Source organism: Labrenzia sp. R5_0 (genome assembly GCF_017743835.1).
In the GTDB taxonomy this organism is placed as follows: domain Bacteria; phylum Pseudomonadota; class Alphaproteobacteria; order Rhizobiales; family Stappiaceae; genus Roseibium; species Roseibium algicola.
Genome location: NZ_JAGHRK010000001.1, coordinates 1,603,580 through 1,622,208, shown reverse-complemented (window position 1 = coordinate 1,622,208; position 18,629 = coordinate 1,603,580). Strand labels below are relative to the sequence as shown.

The window sequence follows — 18,629 nt, the reverse complement described above, 5'->3', positions numbered from 1 at the left end:
ACTCCCACAGGCATTGGAAACGCCCGTCTGACCAGTCTGTTATGCGGCGATAAGTTGCACAAGACGCCTGCGTAGCTTGGCCCTAGTTATCCCGGCCTTTAGGCACGGAACCACAGCAAGCGCATGGATTTGCATTGCAAAGTCCCAGGTCACGCGCACCGCATCACATCGATTTTCAGGAGAATGAATGGTCGGGGCAGCAAGATTCGAACTTGCGACCCTCTGGTCCCAAACCAGATGCGCTACCAGGCTGCGCTATACCCCGAACAGTTGATGCGCTCGGATTTATAGGCCACAGACTCTATCGTCAAGCTAGAACAAACCAAGAATATCCGAGTTTGTGGGCAAAACCTGACAAACATGTCCCGTACTTTGTTCTCAGTTTGCACACAAAAGCAAAACGGCACGCCCGATGACCGCGAACGAGCCTCGTAAACGCGACGGCCAAGGCATCGTGCCGTCACGGTCTTTGAAATTGCAAACTGAACTTCAGTATATTTGCTTGATCAACCAGATTACTGGCGGCATTCTCCCGAATGAAAAGTATCCAATCAATTGATTCAAATACCAAAACGGTTACATCAGCTCAATTACAATTTTTGATATAGATTTCAGGAAAAGAACTAGATGATCACCAAAGATGACTTCACAAAGGCACTAAAAGACTTCGGTGGATCCGAGTCCCAGAAAATACTTCAGGATCCGCAAGCATACCAAGCTACCTTTGACCTGCTGATCACCGTCGCAGAAGATTCGTCAATCTTCCAAAAAAAGCTGTCGATAGCGAATACAGCAGCGGGTGTAGCCAATATGGCCGTTGGACACTCCTCTGCCGACCGTCGGACAAAGAATGCTGTTCGCGCGGGATCTTTTGCTTTGAGCCAATTCCAGCAGACAGCGAATCTAGCAAGTGTCACCAGGTTATCGCCAGGAGCCGCGATGGTTGCTGTCAGTGCTACAGTCGTCAACAAGACAGGTATTATCGTGTCCTTTGCAGGCGGGGACAAAAAGAAGGCTCAGTGCATCGGTGCGGTGATGGAGCTTTCTGCTTCCGCGGTAATCACCGCCGTGTCTGCACCAACAGGCGTCCTGCTGGTCCTGTCGGTCGCCAGTCTGGCCGCCTCATCGGTCAACGCATATAATTCATGTTTTTAGAATTTTCGGGCGGGCTGGAATAGGTACAGCTCGGGTTCACTCCAGCTCCATGGACGGGCTGCTGACCTTGTCTCCGGCCGAAATTTCGAGTTTTTCCGCCAGACCGGCGTTTATTTCGAACACGTACTTCGCCGGACCAAGCGAGGGAATGACGTCTTCGGAAAAAGGCGTGGTGTTGTCGGCGATGCTGACGATGGAACCCTTTGCGTCAATGAAAATGATGTCGAGCGGCAGGGGCGTGTTTTTCATCCAGAAGTAACGGTCGCCCTCCCCTTCGAAGAGGAACAGCATGCCGCGTTCCGCCGGCATCTCTTTGCGGAACATCAATCCCATCGACCGTTGCCGGTCCGTTGCCGCAACCTCCGCCTTGAACTGGTGTTCCTTGTCTCCAGACCGAATGACGAGGTCTTCCACCGGCAGGTTCAACTGCGGGTCCTGTGCCAGCGCCTGTCCTGGCGAACCCGCGAGCGAAATCCAGAGTGTTGCAGCAAAAAGCGAGAGGCACAGAAAGAAAGGACGCATTCTGAAAACTTCCTGAAAGACCCGGCAGAACCGGTTTGGGAAACTGGCAGTCAAGTGCAAGACCGGAATAACACTTCCCGTTTGCCAAAGAAGATTGCCTGAAGGTCGACAAACAAAAAGGCCGGAACATGTCCGGCCAAGTCAATGTGCAGAATGACGGAAAGCGGGGTCAGTGAGAGGCAGGTATGTGGGTGCCTGTCCCGACCGGACGGATTTCAGCGGCCATGCGGCCTTTCGGGCCTTCGCCGAAGCGCACCAGCACATCCTGGCCGGGACGCAATTCAGTGATGCCGAAACGTCGCAGCGTCTCCATGTGAATGAAGATGTCTTCTGAACCTTCACCCTGGGTCAGAAACCCGAAACCCTTGACGCGGTTGAACCATTTCACGGTCGCTTTTTCGAAACCGCTTTCGGGGACAACCTGAACATGGGTGCGCGACGGAGGCAGCTGCGACGGATGGGTCGCGGTGCTTTCGTCCATCGACAGGATGCGGAAGGCCTGAAGACCGCGCGGCCGGTCGAGTACTTCGCAAACAACCCGCGCGCCTTCATAAGCAGTCTGGTACCCGTCTCGCCTGAGGCAGGTGACGTGCAAAAGGATATCACCGTCGCCGTCGTCCGGGACGATGAAGCCATATCCTTTCCCGACGTCGAACCACTTAATCGTTCCGGCAATCTCGAGTACATCAACGGCGACTTCGTCCGCCAATGTTTCGAGTGCGCGGGGCTCCCGTGCGGTTTTAACCCCCATAGCCTTTTGTCCCGTCTCTGGTCCGCATCATTAAGCTGAAGGCAAAATTCGACTCACCAGCCAGCTGATTCCTAACAAAAGGATAACATTGTGCTTTCTGGCGAGAAGGGAAATTGTCGGACTAACCACAGACCATTTACGGAAATCAGGCCGGTTATTCGCCAAATCTCGCAAATGTTTGAGCTAAAAGCGTTCGAATGACTGTTGACGCGTAAGAATCGAGCGGCGTTTCCTGGCCGTTTAGAATCACTAGGTCTGCACCGCCACGAACGGCGATGGCCGGCAGTTGTGCAGCTGGATGCACGACAAGTGACGAGCCCAACACCAGAAACAGATCGCAAGCAGCAGCAGCCTCCGCTGCCCGCTCCAGTTCCATTTCCGGCATCTGCTGCCCGAAACTTATGACCGCCGCCTTCAACAGTCCGTTGCAATCTGGACATCTCGGACTTTGCCCGGCGTCAACAATCGGCTTCTGAGCTTCCAGTTCAGCCCGCGCCCCGCAGGAAAGACAGGTTGCGAATGTGGAATTGCCATGGATCTCGACAAGCTGGTCTTCCGGAAACCCAGCTCGCTGGTGCAGGCCATCGACATTTTGTGTGATGAGGCAATGAAGCTTGCCGGCCTGCGCCAGGCTCGTCATGGCCAGATGTGCTGCATTAGGCTTCGCTCTTGCGAAATAGTCCATCATTTCGAACCGGCGGTCCCAGTCTTCCAGGCGGCTATCCTCATCGGCGACAAAGTCCTGGTATTGAACAGGCTGACGTTTGGACCATATCCCGCCAGGTGAACGGAAATCCGGAATTCCGGAGTCCGTCGATATCCCCGCCCCGGTCAGGGCAACGATCTGCCGGTAGGAACCTTCCTTGAACTGTGCCACAAAGCGCTGAGCTTCGGGCAAGGTATCAATGCACTTCATCGGCCGGTCCGGTGCCCGTTTGGAAAATCCCTCGATTGAGGAAAAGGATAGGACATGCGTTATTTGCACACGATGGTCCGCGTGACCAACATTGAAGACTCACTTGATTTTTATTGCAACAAGATGGGCATGACGGAAGTCCGTCGCTACGAAAACGAAAAAGGCCGGTTCACCCTGATCTTCCTCGCCGGATCCGACGATGTCGAAGCCGGAAAGGCAAACGCTGCGCCGCTTCTGGAGCTGACCTACAATTGGGATCCGGAAACCTACACCGGCGGCCGCAACTTCGGCCATCTCGCGTATGAGGTCGATAACATCTACGAATTCTGCGAGAACCTGCAGAACAAAGGTGTCACCATCAACCGTCCTCCACGTGACGGCCGCATGGCCTTCGTCCGTTCGCCGGACAACATCTCCTTCGAGCTGCTTCAAAAGGGTGAAGCGCTTGAAATCAAAGAACCCTGGGCCTCCATGCCCAATACCGGCGAATGGTAAAACCGGACAGTTTTCAACAGGCGCAGGCCCGGGATTCCGGGCTTGCAAAAAATTGTCGCAAAGGCTCTTGCGGGCTGCTCCAATCCCGCCTATAAGCCTCCCCACGACGCAGCCGCGTCGACCGCGCGCCCATCGTCTAGCGGTCTAGGACGCCGCCCTTTCACGGCGGAAACACGGGTTCGAGTCCCGTTGGGCGTGCCAACTTCTTCCCTTCCGGTTCAGAAGCAGGCACCTGGCATTGGCGTAAGCTACTGGTCAAAGTGCACCTGGCGATACGTAACTGCCTTTTATATCCAGGGCAGGTTCGTCCTTGCGGAACAATGTCCGCCCCGGAAATTCCTTCTTGTAGAATGCTTCGATATCTGCGGCTGCAGGGCCGGCATACTCTATCCGTCCGCTCGGGAAGAATATGTCGAGGTCGTCATCCTTGTGCTCCGTCGCATAGGTTTCCTGCGATCCGTGCAAGACCATGGCAATGCCGAGCCGGTTGTTGACGAAATGCTGCACGTCAAAAAACTTTGGCGAGCGCGTGTGCTTCTGACCCAGGCGATCCTCTCTGACGCGGATCAGCTGGTCAGGAGCGTCCATATCGACGATGCCGTAGAGATCGAAGTCTCCATGCACACACTTGGCCGCGGTGATAAGCGAACTGGACGAGAACTTCACACAGCCGAAATAGGGGTCTTCTGGATTGCGTTCGACGAAATAAACGCCTCCACGCGGAATATAAGTCAGTTTCCGTTGCTGTTCGAAGGTTGCCATTTCAGGTCGCAACTGTTTTTGAAATTCCCCCCATTCCTCGATCACCTTTGCCATCTTGCTCGCCTTGAAGGCCTTTTCGCCAACGATTTTTGGATCGACTACCAGGCCCGCAAAGTTCTTGCGCTGCGCGTCCGGACACTTGCTTCCGACGGGCTTAACATCGAAATCCGCAGTCTTTGCCTTGCAATCCAGACGCTTGGGCGTGGCGTAGGGTTCGCCAACGTGCTCAAGGGATGCTGTGTTTGTCCGTCGTACCAGAATCGCAACGTTGTAGAGCCGGGCTGCGGACTGAAATACGCCGACATGCTTGGCTCTCATATGTTTGAGAATATCTGCTCTTCCGGCCATAATGTGTTCTCCGCTGAGTGCAGGCTTCAACCGGGCCTGCGAAAACGCGCATTTGCAATGAAACCAGATTACCAGACAGTCTCCCAAACTCGGTGATTCAAGTCACAAAGCGTTTTTTCAGGTCGAAAAACCCGGTCCGTTTTCAAGTTGTGGCCGGCAAAAAATCCGCTACCACCTTCCCTAACGTCCTTTCGTGTTAACGTAACTCGAAAAATGGCAGCAACTGTCTGTTGAAAAGTGGTTTTTAAAAAAAGGATTGGCTATAGTCTGCAACTGATTTTAGTGGGGTCATCAACGGACCGTTGCGGTCCGGATTCAGTTGGTTGCAGGGACAGCTTCTTCTATTTGACGTTCCTGTGACGCGTATTACAGAAACATAGTGCCATCCGGGGTACCTGTTCCTCTCAAGAGGACAAAGACCTCGTGTAAAGATCGGTTCAACCGACAGGCAACCATGATCTACGAGAGGACAGGATATGTTCAAACGAATGATCGCCGTGCTGGCAATAATTCTCGCAGGGACGGCTCCGGCACTGGCTAAGCGCGTTGCCCTCGTACTCGGCAACGGCGCTTACGAGCACACAGTACAACTTCCTAATCCGGCAAATGACGCCGAGCAGATGGCTGCCAAACTCAAGGCCCTCGGCTTCGAAGTCGTCGCCGGGCAGGACCAGACTTATGGCGAAATGCGCAGATCCGTCATGGATTTTGCGAAAAAGGCATATGGCGCGGATATCGCCATTCTCTTCTACGCCGGCCACGGCCTTCAGGTTGCCGGTCAGAATCACCTGGTACCTATTGACGCCACGATCGAGGATGAAACCTCGCTCGACTTCGAAACCATTACCGTTGATTTCATCATGCGCCAGATGTCCAAGGACGTGAAGGTTCAGATGGTGTTCCTGGATGCCTGCCGCGACAATCCGCTGGCCCGCACCCTCGCACGCCGCATGGGACCGAGCCGCTCCGGCAGCATTGGTGCAGGTCTTGCTGAAATCAAGATTCAGGAAACCGGCGGCGAAGGCTCCGTGATCGCATTCGCGACCAGCCCGGGAGATGTTGCCCTGGACGGCGACGGTGCGAACTCGCCCTTCACCTCTGCGTTGATCAGACATATCGACACGCCGAACGCTTCCATCCAGACCGTCATGACTCGCGTTACCGGTGAAGTCTATGAAGAGACGGAAAAGAAGCAGCGCCCGTGGGTGAATGCATCTCTGATCGGCGAAGTGTTCCTGAACAAGCAGGCCGCACCGGCCGCGACGACCACTGTTGCCTCCCTTGGCGACACCGCGACGTCCGCTCCGCAGCAGCCGGTTGTCAACAATGCAGCAACGGCCTCCCCCAGCCAGTCGGCAATTGCATGGGAACGTGAGAAGCTCATCTGGGAAACTGCCAAGTCCAGCAACACCGTTGCTGACTACAAGGCTTACCTGGATGCCTACCCTTCAGGCCTCTTCGCGGACTTTGCGCGCAATTCCATCAAGCGGCTCGAAGCCGGCAGCCAGGTTGCTTCGGTCAATCCGACTGTCGTCCCGGGTGCAGCAACGGCTCCTGCCGCCAGCACGACAGGCGTTGTGGCTACCCTGCCGGACCCGCAAAAGGCCGTTCCGGGTACTGAGGCAACCGAAGCTTCACTCGGCTGGAACCGTACTGCCCGCCGCGAAGTTCAGACCCGCCTGAACCTGGCTGGTCAGGATGTCGGCCGCCCGGATGGAGCCTTCGGTCCGAAGACCCGCGCCGGTGTGAGTGCATGGCAGGCTGCCAACGGCATCGTCGCCACGGGTTACTTCACCGCCGCCCAATACGCCTTGCTGACCTCACAAACGGCAACGCAGTATTCGGTTTACCAGGCTGAAGTGAACCGCAAGCAGCAAGCGGCTGCCAGCGCTTCTCGCAGTGCGACTTCCACGCGCCGCACCAACAACACCACCACTCGCCGTGCGAACAACAACAACAATGGTGGTGGCATCAACCCGGCTGGAGCCGCTTTCATCGGTGGCGTTGTGGGTGGCATCATCGGCGGTGCAATCGGTCGCTGATCAACCGACTTGTAATCACATGCCAAACCAGAACGGCCCGGTCTTGAAAACCGGGCCGTTTTTGTAGCCACAGATGGGGTTTTGCGTACGAACGGTTCGTTTGCATTGCGGGAACGCCTTGTGTTCCTGTCAGTCGAGATGCAGCCGAACGCTTGTCAGCTTTGAGGTTCGGGCTTCGTCCAGAATCCGCACGACCTGCTGAAAATCGGTTCCCTTGTCAGGCAAAAGAACAGCATCCCTGGCACCAGCTTCTGCCAACCGGTTCAGTTCCTCTGCCAATCCCGCAAGTGGTAGTGCATTCCCGTTGACAGTCACGGCAGACAGATCTTCACCGGGAACAGACTTCACGACGATCAGGACAGCGGGAACGCTGGCGTTCGATTGTGCCTCTGCCCCCCCTGCCGGCGCACCACCACCAAGCGCAACTTCCAGCGGCCGCCAGACACCAAATGTGGAAGACAAAAGAAAGAACATGATCAGAATGAAGATCACATCGATCAGAGGTGTCAGCGGAATGCGCTTTCGCCTTGCAAGCGGTGTTTCGATGGAGATCATGGCTCAGGCCATCCCGGGTCTTCAGGTCATTCCGAAAATCGAGTTTCGCCGAAATAGGACTTCAGCTCAATCGACTTTCCTAAATTGACCGCGGGTTCGCAATTCCTTAGCGTATTTAGCAGGTTGGCAAACTGGAAACACGACCATGAAAACGGACCGCGACAGCGGCAAGGTTAGGCAAAGACGCCGGATCGGGTTACGCGGGATCGCGTTATTCGGGGCGGTGGCGCTGTCTGGAATTTTGTCGACCTCTGCTGCTCACGCGGGCCTGCGTGTTTGCAACGGGTCCGTTGATCTCGTGAACGTCGCGATCGGCTATGAAACGGACGAAGGCATGCGGACTGAAGGCTGGTGGACAATCACTGCCAACGCCTGCAGCCAGGTGCTGCAGGAACCTCTCGAGAAAGCACGCTACTATCTGCACGTGGCAGACGGTTTTGGCGAAAGCCGTCTTGGAGGCGATATCACGCTTTGTATTCGCGAGGAAAAATTCGTTCTTTTCGATGGCGATCAGTGCTGGCAACGCGGGCTGATCGAAGCAGATTTCTTTCAGGTCGAAACCGAGGGAAAACAGGATTGGACGGTCCTACTGTCTTACGATTAGGAACGGCAAAGACCGGCATTCACAATCCTTTCCAACATTCATTGACGCATTAACCGGGGGAACAAGATGCGGATATTGGTTCAAAGAGTTTTTATAGCGATTGCAGTTGCCATTTTGACGGCACCCGCACAGGCACAGCAAGTGACGGGTAAAATCAGCCTCGAACTCAACCAGTTGCAACCGACAGCGGACGGCGGCTGCCGCCTTTCGATCATCGCGACCAATGGCCTTGAACGCCCCATGGACAAGCTCGGCCTGGAAATGGTTGCCTTCAACAAGGACGGCCTGGTGGATCAGTTTCTGCGTCTTCAGTTCTCCCGCATATCCGCCGGTAAAACCAAGATCCTGCAGTTCGATCTTGCCGGGAAGGCATGCGACAGCCTTTCGCGGCTTCACATCAACGACGTCATGAATTGTGTGCCTTCCAGTATTACCGATGTCTATTGCCCGGATCTGCTGGACCTGAGCAATCGTACACCCATCGAATTCGGCGATTGACCCTACCCTTGAACGTCTGATGGAGCGTCTTTCGCATGGTCGAGACATCTTCCTCCCTTCTGGAGCTTGGCGGGCCGGTCGTGCTCATCCTGCTCGCAATTTCCGTTGCAGCGCTTGCAGTCATCCTCGCCAAGACCGTTCAATTCTCCACGGCCCGTGTTGGCCGTCACGGACTTGTTCGACAGGCTGTCACGCAATGGCGAAGTGGTGAACGCACCAAAGCCGCGCAAAACCTTTTGAAGGACAGGTCCTTGTCGGGTGCACTGGTGCGCAGCGCCATGGACGCCATCCAGATGCTGGATCAGCAGCCCCTGTCCTCTCAGGTGCGCGACATCAGGGAAGAACGACTACGTGAGGAAATTTCAGCCAGGGCTGCCGACCGTCTCTTCGGCCTCGCCAGTTGGCTGAAGGCGCTTGATCTGGTGACGCAGATTTCGCCCTTGCTCGGCCTGTTCGGCACGGTTCTCGGGATGATCGAAACGTTCCAGACACTTCAGGAATCGGGTGCGTCCGCCAATCCTGCCACGCTTGCCGGTGGCATCTGGGTAGCGCTCCTGACAACTGCCTGCGGCCTTGCCGTTGCAATGCCGGTATCAATTGCCGTCACCTGGTTCGAAACGAGGCTGGAAAAGGAACGGGCCGCGCTGGAAGTTCTCCTCACCGGCGTCTTCACTGCCGGTGCTTCATCATCGCAACCCTCAGCGTGACACCTTGAACGCCGTCAGCGAATAGACCCCAGGCTCTGCCAGTATCTCGGCCACCCGTTCGGCAGGAAGCCGTCCGAATCGAGAAGGCTGCCGCTCTGAAGGTCGGTTCCAGATTGCGAGCACGAGCGCTGTCTCGTCACTCTTGTCGCTGGCAATCATCGTCACCGGCACCTTGAAGCGCCAGCCGCCTGCAGTCTGACTGTTCGATGCAGGCAGAAGAAACTCCCGGCCGTCATGGATCTGCCCGGCATCATCAATCAGGTACAGTTCAGGTGGCCCCTTGCCGCTGAGATCCAGTCCCGACTGTTCCGCGCTTGCAATCCGCTCGATCGGCAAGTCACGCTGAATCACTCCTGAAACAGGGGTTCCGCTGCGCACAACCGTCCGGTCCAATTCGACCAGACCGGCAGCTTCAATGCCTTCAGAAACGCCAAGGGCATCCAGCAAGGCGCATTGCCTGCGCGTCACCAGTCGGACTTCGATCTTTGCCTCGAAACCCTGATCCGCCTTGAAGCGCTGATCGAAGATAGCGAAAGGCGCTATGCCTGCGCCAAAGGCCGTAACTTCCGCGGTGTCCGCACCAGCTGCAAGAACAGACATATGTGTGCATTCACCGAACTTGTAACCGGCAACATAGTCCGACACCTTTGCCAGTGGATCTATGGAAGCGACCGCGACGGGCGGCACGTTTTCTGTCAACTCCCCTTGAGGCTGCGTTGCGGGGACCGTTGAAGAGACCGAGGCATTGGGCGCTAGCTCGGGCGTTTCCGTTTCCGTGGGCTGCAGGGCAGCAACCTGTTGTTCCGCTGGCAATACCGCATCCACCTCCGCAGTAACCACCGGATCGACAGTTACGCTGGTATCGGGTGCAACAATGCCCGGGCTTTCAACGGAAGGCTGCGTTTGTGGAACAAAGACCTCAGACACGATTTCGTTGCCAGTGGGTTCGGCAGGTGTCTGGTCGACTGCGAGCGGAGCCAGAACAGGACTTTCCTGCACAGCCGAAACGATTGTCTGCGTCTCACCTGCGGCGGCAACCTCACCGATATCCGTTGCAACCGCTACCGAAGGCACCACTTCCACCGTGGCAGGGACTTCGGCACCGGAAAGAGTGACTTCAGATCCGGCAACAACGCTTGGCGCGACGGGCGTCACAGCGACAACGGCATCCGGTACAGGCGTGGCGGCGACAACGGTGGAGGCGGTTTGCGGAACAACAGAAGGCTGAGTCACCTGAAGCTGCTCCGGCGGCGTTGCGGTGACCGGGCTTGTTTCGACGGGGCTGACTTCTTGCGCTTCAATGATAGGCGTGTCGTCGGAAAGCGATTGATCCAGAACGGTTACCGGCACGGCTTCAACCAGTGTATTGACTGGGCTTTCGGTGACCACCGGCTCAGACAATACCGGCTCCAGGATCTCCGCAGTCTCGGAATTGACAACCGTTTCCACTGGCATAGAAGTCTCGACGGGCAAGGGAGTGTCCGGTTCGAGCGGTTGTGTGATTTCAGTTTCGACACTTGCCAGATCTTCAAATGGCAGACCACCACTTTCCAGGATCACTTCGGTCTCGACCGGTGGCAAGGGGGCTTCTTCCGTCCAAGGCAACGCTGGCAGGCCGTAGATCAGCGCGGAAACATGCAAGGCAACCGAAACGCCCAGAACAGCCGGCCAGACGTACCCCGGGATATCCCATTGCCGGTCCTGGTTATAGGCGACAACGGTCAAGGTGCACCTGCCTCAACAGTCATCAGTGTCAGGCGTTTCACACCGCCAGCTTTCAATCTGTCGGCAAGTGCGGAAACGGCTTCCATTCTGGTTCGCTTGTCGACCTGAACCACCATGTGGGGCCTGTCGGATTGCCGAGCTTCAAGAAATGGGCCCAGGTCGTCGTAAGCCAGAACTTCACCGTCGAACCAGACAGTCCCTGCCCTGTCCAGCACAAGACTGCCTTCCAGTTTGCCGCTGCCATCGTTCTGTTGCGTTTCCGCCCAGTCGAACCCTTCAGGCAAGGGCGGCCGCAGCGTTCCGGATACCAGTAGAAACAGCAGCAGCAGGAACACCACGTTGATCAATGCAAGGGAGCTGTCCGCACGCCGGTGCGGTTTCAGCTCCTGCAAATGGATCGGTTTGGTGTAGCGTTTCATGGTTGGCCAGAATATCCGCTGCGCCAGGTCTCTTCCCGGTCAGGGCACCACTTTGACCGTGGTTGCCGTTGCCCGCAAGACCGGACCATCCTGCATCAGCTTTTCGAAATAGTCTTCCGGATCGTTTTCGCGGCGCTCAGAAAGCGTCTTGGTTATGTCCGGGCCCACCATGGCAATGATCAGGCCGGTTTCTTCAGTAGACGTTTTCAAGGTCAGCGGCACAACGAAACCGGCGCCCCGGTCGTCCGTCTGCAGATATGGGGACAGATTGACCGTCTCCCCCTTGCTGTTGACGAATATAAGCCCGAGCCCACCCGTTGATGGTTCATAACCGGAAATGCGTCCGGCCATGTTGCTACCGTTCGGCACGACCGTCCGCTGCATGTCGAGACGCAGTTCGGTCTTGGCGTTTCCCTGTGGTGTTCCTCTCAGAAAAGCTATCGCCGGACATTGCGCATCGCTCACCAGGTTGACCTGGATCTTCGCTTCAAACCCCTGTGACTGGGTGAAGTCGCTGTCGAAACTGATGAATGGCGGCGTCCTGGAAGCAAATCCCTCAATCTCTGCGGAACGGCTCGCGATCTCTATCGGCTGCAAGTACATGCAATCGCCCGCCTGGTAACTGCTCACGAAGTTCCGGATCCGGTCTTCAGGGGTCACGTTTTCAGGCGTCTCTTGCGGATCGGTTGCCACCGGTGGCCGGGTAACGGTTTCGGTCGGTTCCGGTTTCGTGTCGACGGTCTCCTCTGGAGGCGTGGTCGGAATTGTCGGCACGGTGTTGTCCGGCGTCGTCGGCGCCTGCGTTTCCGGCGTTTGTGTTGAAGGCGACTGAAGTGCAGTTGTTTGCGTTTCAGTTGGCTGCTGGGACACTGGTTGCTGCGTTGCCGGTTGCTGGGTCGTTGGCGTCTGCGTTTGTTGTGTCACATTCGTCTGCTGCGACGGTGCGTCCGGCGCATTCGGTCGTGGCGGTGCTACGAGCACAGGTTTCTGGTCCTGCTCGGGCACGGATTGACCGACCAGGAAATAGACACCCCCGGCACCGACACCGGCGAAACCGAGCAGCGACAAGGCGACCAGAATGCGCTTGCCCCAGTTTGCCTGAGGCGGCGGCTGATCCAGTGCGGATTGTTCCGGCGGTGGCGCAGAAGATGGCCGAATGATCGTGCGGTCCTGGTCCTGCCGCCCCATCGGAGCACCTAGCGTCCAGTCCGCAATCTCCTTCATGCTGGCCGGACGGTTTGCCGGGTCGGGCTGTAACATGGCCTCCAGCAACGGACGGAAACGATTGTCGATACCTTCCAAGGGAGGCGTCTGCCGTCGTTTGTCGACGATCTGCACCTGCGTGCCGCCCATGTCGATCTGTTTGCCGGTCAGGGCTTCCGCAATGACCAGGCCAAGCGAATAGATGTCGCTGCGCGCCGTCACCTTGGCATCGAAAATGCCGACCTGTTCTGGCGAAACATAATTGACCTTGCCTGCAAAGCCGTCACCGATAATGGTCGGCCCGCCCGTGTTTGCCCGCGAAATACCGAAATCGATGATTTTGGCCTGCGCGACATCTCCGTTCTGGAGAATGACGTTGTCCGGCGAAAGATCCCGGTGGATCACTTCCCGGTCGTGAACCGCCTGCAGGGCTTCAGCCAGACGCTTGATCAACCGTGCCACCGCCTCCGGTTCCAGCGGACCGGATTCAAGGCGCGTGCTCAATGAAGGGCCACTGACGAACTCCATCGCCAGGTAATAAATCCCGAGCGTAGGTTCCTTCGCGAACACGTAGTACTGGGTCAGTGCGTCGTGTTTGAGTTTGCGAAGGATTTTCGCTTCCCGCTTGAACAGATCCAGGATCATCGGGTCGCGCGAGAAGGTCGCGAGAAGGACCTTGACGGCAACCGGATCCCCGCTTTCCACGTCCCTTGCCTTGTAAACCGTCCCGATACCGCCATCGGCAATATGTTCTTCAATCTCATAGAGATTGTTGAGCCGGGTTCCGGCAGGCAGCAGGTGGGCACCAACGTTCATCAGTTGCGAACTCCTTCGCGCGCAGACATTGCATCGATATCGACAATCACGACAGTCACGTTATCCGAACCGCCCTCTTCGAGGGCTCCATTGATAAGACACTGTGCCGTCGGCTTCGGCGCGCCGTTCATCAGGAAAGTACCAATCACACTATCGTCCAGATGCCCGGTCAAGCCATCCGAACACAGAAGAAACCTATCCCCCTGACGCAGATTTCCGGAAACCAGTTCGAGTTCAAGCTCAATCCCGGATCCGATCGCCCTGGTGATGACATGCCTGCGGGCGAACGTCCTTGCTTCTTCAGGCGTCAGCACGTTCTGGTCCACCAGTTCCTGCGCCTCGGTATGATCTGTCGTCAATTGTTCAAGACGGCCATTGCGCAGACGGTAGACGCGGCTGTCGCCTGCCCAAAGGCATGCAAAGTTCGATCCGGAAATCAGAAGCGCGGCAATCGTCGTGCCCATGGCAGCTCCGTTCGCCTTGGCTGCGGCCTGTTCGATCCGGTCCTTTGCAGTAATCAACCTGCTTTCGAATTGCTCCAGAAGGTCTTCCGCACTGCGCGGTTGCGCGATACTGGCAAGGGCCTCACGCACGAGACTGGACGCCATCGCACCGTCATGCATGCCTCCCGCTCCGTCCATCACTGCGAAAACGCCCTTGCCCTCGTCAACGTAGAACGTGTCCTCATTTTGCTGCCGAACCCTGCCTACATGGGTCAGTCCAATCGCAAAGCCACGCATAGAGGCTTCCATTTGTTCGATCATGTTCGATGATCCTCCGGATAAAATCGCCCATGACTATTCCCTGCCACGTCCTGTCGAGTTTCCGAACCGGCGTAGGTTTCCGGGAGCAGCAGCCATTGAAAGGCGCTTGCGTCCGGCAGCCCTGCACACGAAAACTCAAAACCCACTTCTCCTGCACGGCACCAGAATTCGGATGACAGAACATCCGTTCCTGGCATCGTCGGTAATTCGGCATCCCTGCCCTTCTTGCCGCTTGCCTCCACCGCAATTGGCGATTCCAGACCTGCAACAGCCTTTTGGAAGTCTTCCAGGCTGGCATCTTCCTGCAAGGTGTCGCGCAAGATTATCTCGGCACGGTCGTACCAGGTCTCTTCCGGCCGATCATTCTGCGTTTCCAGTCGGATGTCGCAGACAAGTGTCAATGGAAAGGTCCGGCCGACCTTGTCGACATTTGGCATGAAAGCACCGGCGACGGCCTGAACAGGTTCGTCACCCTCTGAATTGTGCAATAGCCAGAATCGCCACACCGGCATTGTCATGAAGGCTTCCTCCCACCCCGCGCCCAGATCCAGACGGGATTGAGCCAGTCCGGTCATCAGGAAGGCCTCCCAGCTTTTCAGAAAGCCGGCAGGGCATTGCCCGATGACAAAATCCGCTCGTGCCGGCAGTTTGCCGAAATAACCGGTTCCCATTCTAGAAGCTCGTAGGGCAACTGAAATCGCCGACTGCAGACAGGAAGAACGGGTTCGGATTCGTTCTCAGTGTCACCGTGAAGGCAACCTGTCTGCCGCCAAGCGTTTCGCGCACGACGAACTTGTTCTGACCGGAACTGACCCTGTTATCGCGAACGAAACGATAGAAGGCCCAATCTCCATGGATTTCACGACGAGATCTGTAGCCAGGCACTTCCGGCTGAATCACCAGTACAACGCGCGGGGTAGCCGTGTTGCTGGGCCAATCAAAATTGGCCGGCAACGGTTCGATTTCCGCATTGAAGCCGGGACCACGCGTCACCAGTACGAGATTGCCGTTCACTTCCAGGCTGGCCGCGTCAGCCTGCTGAGACAGGGCGCGCGGAACCACCTGAAGTCCGACGGACGGAAACGCGTTTCCTGTCGGGAAGAAGGCCTGCTTGATCAGGTCTGCACGTTCGAACTGCCGAAGCGTTGCGTTCGACAGACGGTCCGCCTGAGACACTTCAGGCTTCCAGTTCCAGGGGCGCGTCGAGGTATCGACTAGCGGCTTCAGGTTTTCATCGAAAAACCGCTGCATGATTCCCGTCGGTGCGAACAGTTTGGCAAATTCCGTCATCGGCACTTCGGAGCGACCGTTTTCAAACGGGTAGTTCCGGGCGACGATCCTGCGGCATTCACCAACAACCTGGGTGCTCAGCTTCTCATTCAGCTGAGTGATCGAGGTTTCCTTGAACTCCTCGTCAAATTCCTTCGCAGCCTGGATAATCAGTTTATCGAAGGGCGGCGGGAAACGCGTCGCGTTGCTTCTCAGCAGAGACGCCTGAATCTGCACGTTGGAATTTGCCGTTTCGCTCTGCAGCGGGTTGTTGGCCACGATCAGAAGATTGTCGAGGATGTTCTTGAAGTTCAGCAGCAAGGCATCGATCTTGCGGCTGTTCTCGCCTTCCACAAGTACATGGTAAGGACGGAAGTGATCCTCGATCGCCTTGCCCGGAATAATGGTTGGACCTCCGCCACCAGCGGCCGTTCCAAGCGCATTGGACAAACCTCCCGGTGCGATTGCCTGAAGTCCGGCTTCAAGGCCGATACGTTTCAATCCACCGGACGAATCCAGCACGTAGCGCTGGAAGATCTTTTGTGCAGCGTCAGTGCCGGCATCTTGCGCATTGCCGCCTGTCAGGTTTCCGGCAAGGCCTTCACTCGACAGATCCTGGGTGAGCAGGGTTTCGCGCCGAATGCTCTCAAGAAGCTGCACGACGGGTGATGTTGGTGCCGAGACGGCCTGAAGCGTCGTGTAAAGCGGCTTGTCGTTGCGCATCGACTTGAATTTCAAGTTGCCGAGCGCCTCTTCCCAGGCCTCGATGAAATCCTTGGTGTAAAGCGCCAGGATCTCGCCGGGAAGCGACTGATATTGATCGGAAAAGGCATCGGCTTCCCCGACGTCTCCAAACACCCACTTGTCCCGTTCCAGTTCTTCACGAATGCCGGCAAGGTTCGGCAGAACGGAAAGGTGGAAGCCCGGATAGGTGAAGAACTTGTCGACCGCGACCGTGTCCAACGTGTCGCCATTCTCCGTTTCGAAAACGGTCTCCATGTCGGAGCCGCCACGTTGTTCTGCAATCCAGTCTTCGCTGGCAAGACCCTTGGCACGAGACTTGAGAAGCGCATACCCACGCTCGGCCAGGCTGACACGTCCGAGCTCTCGCTGGACCTCGGCAACCAGAATGCCGTCCAGCTGATCGGTCAGGACGTTGCCACCGAAATCGAGATCGAGCATCGCGGCAACGTGGTTGTTGAGCTCATTGCGCAAGATCTCGCCCTGAGGTCCAGGGAAGCTTTGCAGGAAGTCGGCACGGAACGAATTCTTGATCTGCTCCTTGTCGATCTCCGGCGCATCACCCGCCACCATGCGGTACAGCTTTGCCAGATTGTACAGCGTATCGACGTCCTGTCCGCCCGGACCGGTGCGATTGTCAAGCACCTCGGTCATCTGCTCTTCGATCCTCAAGAGCAAACGCGGTCGCAACAACCTTTCAAGACCACTTCTGTAGGACGTCACGCCAGCTGCTTCCAGACGGTCGCGCTGACTGAGGCCGAACTGTTCCATGACAGGCGTTGGCGTATCGCGGCTGTCGTAACCGGCCGGCAAGCTCCGCAACATCGACAGGATGTAGGCGGTATCCGCCAGATTGTCGTCACGTACAACCCGCTCCGCCAAAACGGTTTCGCCGTTTACGCGCACCGTGTCCACAGCCTTGGCGGTTTCGTCAATCAAGGCCTTGTTGTTGAGATAACTGATCCCCCACAAGCTGCCGAGGCCCAGGGTCACGAGCGCAATGGCTGCGTAAGCCGCAATGCGGGTTGCGGTCGCAACTCTGACGGCCTGCCGGTTATGGGTTACCCAGCCGGCTTCTCCGATAATCACCTTGGAAAGAAGATCACGCAGGAAGTAGCTCTTGCCCTGACCGGATAGAGCGGCCGCCTGATAGGCTGTCCCGAAGGCCTGGCTCATTGAGCCGATGACCCTGTCGATGGCCGTGCCTTTTTGGGTGCCGGAGGTAAAATAGAAACCGCGCAGAACAGCATTCGGATAATACCGGCTCGGTTCGAAAATCGCATTGAGGAAACCGGTCAGACGGTCCTTCAGAGCAGCGACCTGTGTCGGGAAGCCATAGAGCATCAGCCGGGCGCGCGGATCCGGTTCTTCCTGAAGACGGTCCGCCATTTCCTCGTTGAGACGCTCCACCAGAAGATCAAACTCGGCGGGCGCTTCCGACACCATGTTCTTGGTTTTTTCGCGGGTCTGGAAGGTCGCTCCCCAGACCAGGTTGCGACGGGTTTCGGGATAGGAGCCGAAAAACTCCATGAAGCCCGCAACCGTGTCGGCCTTGGTGAAGATCACATAGACCGGAAAATCGATTTTCAAGGTCTTGTAAAGTTCGATCAAGCGCGTGCGGATCGCATCGGAATGCTGTTTCAACTCATCGTCAGACAGCGTCATCAGGTCTTCAAGACTGATCGACACCATGACGCCGTTGATCGGCTGACGCGGACGGGCCTTGCGCAGAATATTGAGGAACCCGTGCCAGGCTTCGCGGTCATGCTCTTCGTCGGAATCCTGCGTTGTGTAACGCCCTGCCGTATCGATCAGCACAGCCGTTTCAGCAAACCACCAGTCGCAATACCGGGTTCCGCCGAGGCCCTCCAGCTTCTGGGCCTCTCCCTTTGCGCGCGAACCGGCAAACTTCAAACCGGAGTGCATCAAAGCCGTGGTCTTGCCGGCGCCCGGAGGGCCGATCATCAGGTACCAGGGCAAGTCGTAAAGATAGGTGCGCGCGTTTCCGCTGGACGTCTTGAGCGTCTTCAGAGCGTCCTTCATGCGCTCCGACATGATCTGCAAGTCGGCATCACTTGCCTTGGGTTGCAGGATCTCACTCTCGAGTTCCCGGTTGGCCTTGACGCGCTTGTAGATCCGGTAGCCGGTCCAGCCGCCAACGGTCAGAAGGACAAGCGCAACCAGCGACAACCTTACCCAGAGAGGTTCGAAGGGCCTCACACCGGCGATCGACAGGAACGGCCCGCCAAACCAGATCAGACCGATCAGGGCGAGTATGCCGATGACGATTGCCGTTATTCCGAGCCAGAATTTCATAGATACAGCCTTGTTCTGCGG

The 18,629-nt window shown here is 56.8% G+C and carries 17 protein-coding genes and 2 tRNA genes; 7 read left to right on the top strand and 12 right to left on the bottom strand.

The features are described from left to right. Positions 1-188: 188 nt before the first annotated feature. Positions 189-265 (bottom strand) — tRNA-Pro (locus J7447_RS07335). Between the two features lie 362 nt (positions 266-627). Between J7447_RS07335 and J7447_RS07330 the strand changes: the two genes are divergently transcribed. Next, on the top strand, positions 628-1,155 hold the full coding sequence (locus tag J7447_RS07330) for a hypothetical protein (protein ID WP_206906376.1): 528 nt from the start codon (positions 628-630) through the stop codon (positions 1,153-1,155). 36 nt (positions 1,156-1,191) lie between these two features. Here the strand turns inward: J7447_RS07330 and J7447_RS07325 are convergent, their stop codons facing one another. From J7447_RS07325 to J7447_RS07315, 3 genes are all read right to left on the bottom strand, one after another. Continuing rightward, on the bottom strand, positions 1,192-1,677 hold the full coding sequence (locus J7447_RS07325) for a DUF192 domain-containing protein (RefSeq protein ID WP_055654032.1): 486 nt from the start codon (positions 1,675-1,677) through the stop codon (positions 1,192-1,194). A 169-nt stretch (positions 1,678-1,846) separates the two neighbouring features. Further along, positions 1,847-2,428, bottom strand: coding sequence for a cold-shock protein (locus J7447_RS07320; RefSeq protein WP_209169183.1), 582 nt, complete (start codon positions 2,426-2,428; stop codon positions 1,847-1,849). A 154-nt stretch (positions 2,429-2,582) separates the two neighbouring features. Continuing rightward, positions 2,583-3,344, bottom strand: a complete 762-nt coding sequence (locus J7447_RS07315) for a Sir2 family NAD-dependent protein deacetylase (protein WP_209169182.1) — start codon at positions 3,342-3,344, stop codon at positions 2,583-2,585. 54 nt (positions 3,345-3,398) lie between these two features. Here J7447_RS07315 and J7447_RS07310 point away from each other — a divergent pair, with 54 nt between their 5' ends. Together J7447_RS07310 and J7447_RS07305 are read left to right on the top strand one after the other, a co-directional pair. After that, entirely contained in the window at positions 3,399-3,839 is a 441-nt protein-coding gene (locus tag J7447_RS07310; protein WP_022999346.1) for a VOC family protein, read from the top strand. Between the two features lie 125 nt (positions 3,840-3,964). Then, positions 3,965-4,040: transfer RNA gene (locus J7447_RS07305), tRNA-Glu, on the top strand. A gap of 54 nt (positions 4,041-4,094) precedes the next feature. Here the strand turns inward: J7447_RS07305 and J7447_RS07300 are convergent. Further along, positions 4,095-4,949 (bottom strand): hypothetical protein, encoded by an 855-nt coding sequence (locus J7447_RS07300; RefSeq protein WP_209169181.1) that lies wholly within the window; start codon positions 4,947-4,949, stop codon positions 4,095-4,097. A gap of 476 nt (positions 4,950-5,425) precedes the next feature. On the opposite strand from J7447_RS07300, the gene J7447_RS07295 reads away from it, so the two are divergent. Beyond that, positions 5,426-6,991, top strand: a complete 1,566-nt coding sequence (locus tag J7447_RS07295) for a caspase family protein (RefSeq protein WP_209169180.1) — start codon at positions 5,426-5,428, stop codon at positions 6,989-6,991. 129 nt (positions 6,992-7,120) lie between these two features. On the opposite strand, the gene J7447_RS07290 is transcribed toward J7447_RS07295, so the two are convergent. Then, positions 7,121-7,546: a biopolymer transporter ExbD gene (locus J7447_RS07290; RefSeq protein WP_209169179.1), complete on the bottom strand. Its 426-nt coding sequence runs from the start codon at positions 7,544-7,546 to the stop codon at positions 7,121-7,123. A 145-nt stretch (positions 7,547-7,691) separates the two neighbouring features. Here J7447_RS07290 and J7447_RS07285 point away from each other — a divergent pair, with 145 nt between their 5' ends. The 3 genes from J7447_RS07285 to J7447_RS07275 all read left to right on the top strand — a co-directional run bounded on the left by J7447_RS07285 (position 7,692) and on the right by J7447_RS07275 (position 9,355). Further along, entirely contained in the window at positions 7,692-8,150 is a 459-nt protein-coding gene (locus J7447_RS07285; protein ID WP_082444406.1) for a DUF1036 domain-containing protein, read from the top strand. Between the two features lie 141 nt (positions 8,151-8,291). After that, positions 8,292-8,648 (top strand): hypothetical protein, encoded by a 357-nt coding sequence (locus J7447_RS07280; protein ID WP_022999351.1) that lies wholly within the window; start codon positions 8,292-8,294, stop codon positions 8,646-8,648. Between the two features lie 35 nt (positions 8,649-8,683). Then, a complete protein-coding gene (locus J7447_RS07275) occupies positions 8,684-9,355 on the top strand; it encodes a MotA/TolQ/ExbB proton channel family protein (protein WP_022999352.1) in 672 nt (223 codons plus the stop codon). Here the strand turns inward: J7447_RS07275 and J7447_RS07270 are convergent. The 6 genes from J7447_RS07270 to tssM are packed head-to-tail and all read right to left on the bottom strand — an operon-like array spanning position 9,347 to position 18,608. Further along, positions 9,347-11,080, bottom strand: a complete 1,734-nt coding sequence (locus tag J7447_RS07270; RefSeq protein WP_209169178.1) for a hypothetical protein — start codon at positions 11,078-11,080, stop codon at positions 9,347-9,349. The genes J7447_RS07275 and J7447_RS07270 overlap by 9 nt on opposite strands. After that, complete coding sequence (locus J7447_RS07265; RefSeq protein WP_055654016.1) at positions 11,077-11,499, bottom strand: biopolymer transporter ExbD; 423 nt, start codon at positions 11,497-11,499, stop codon at positions 11,077-11,079. The genes J7447_RS07270 and J7447_RS07265 overlap by 4 nt, the downstream gene beginning before the upstream one ends. 39 nt (positions 11,500-11,538) lie before the next feature. Further along, complete coding sequence (locus tag J7447_RS07260; RefSeq protein WP_077292978.1) at positions 11,539-13,518, bottom strand: serine/threonine-protein kinase; 1,980 nt, start codon at positions 13,516-13,518, stop codon at positions 11,539-11,541. Beyond that, positions 13,518-14,282, bottom strand: coding sequence for a PP2C family serine/threonine-protein phosphatase (locus J7447_RS07255; protein WP_209169177.1), 765 nt, complete (start codon positions 14,280-14,282; stop codon positions 13,518-13,520). Before J7447_RS07255 ends, J7447_RS07260 begins: the two co-directional genes overlap by 1 nt. Beyond that, positions 14,279-14,953 carry a type VI secretion system-associated protein TagF gene (gene tagF, locus J7447_RS07250; RefSeq protein ID WP_209169176.1) on the bottom strand — a complete coding sequence of 225 codons (675 nt, stop codon included), beginning with the start codon at positions 14,951-14,953 and terminating at the stop codon, positions 14,279-14,281. The genes J7447_RS07255 and tagF overlap by 4 nt, the downstream gene beginning before the upstream one ends. A 1-nt stretch (position 14,954) precedes the next feature. After that, entirely contained in the window at positions 14,955-18,608 is a 3,654-nt protein-coding gene (gene tssM, locus J7447_RS07245) for a type VI secretion system membrane subunit TssM (RefSeq protein WP_055654010.1), read from the bottom strand. Positions 18,609-18,629 lie beyond the last annotated feature (21 nt).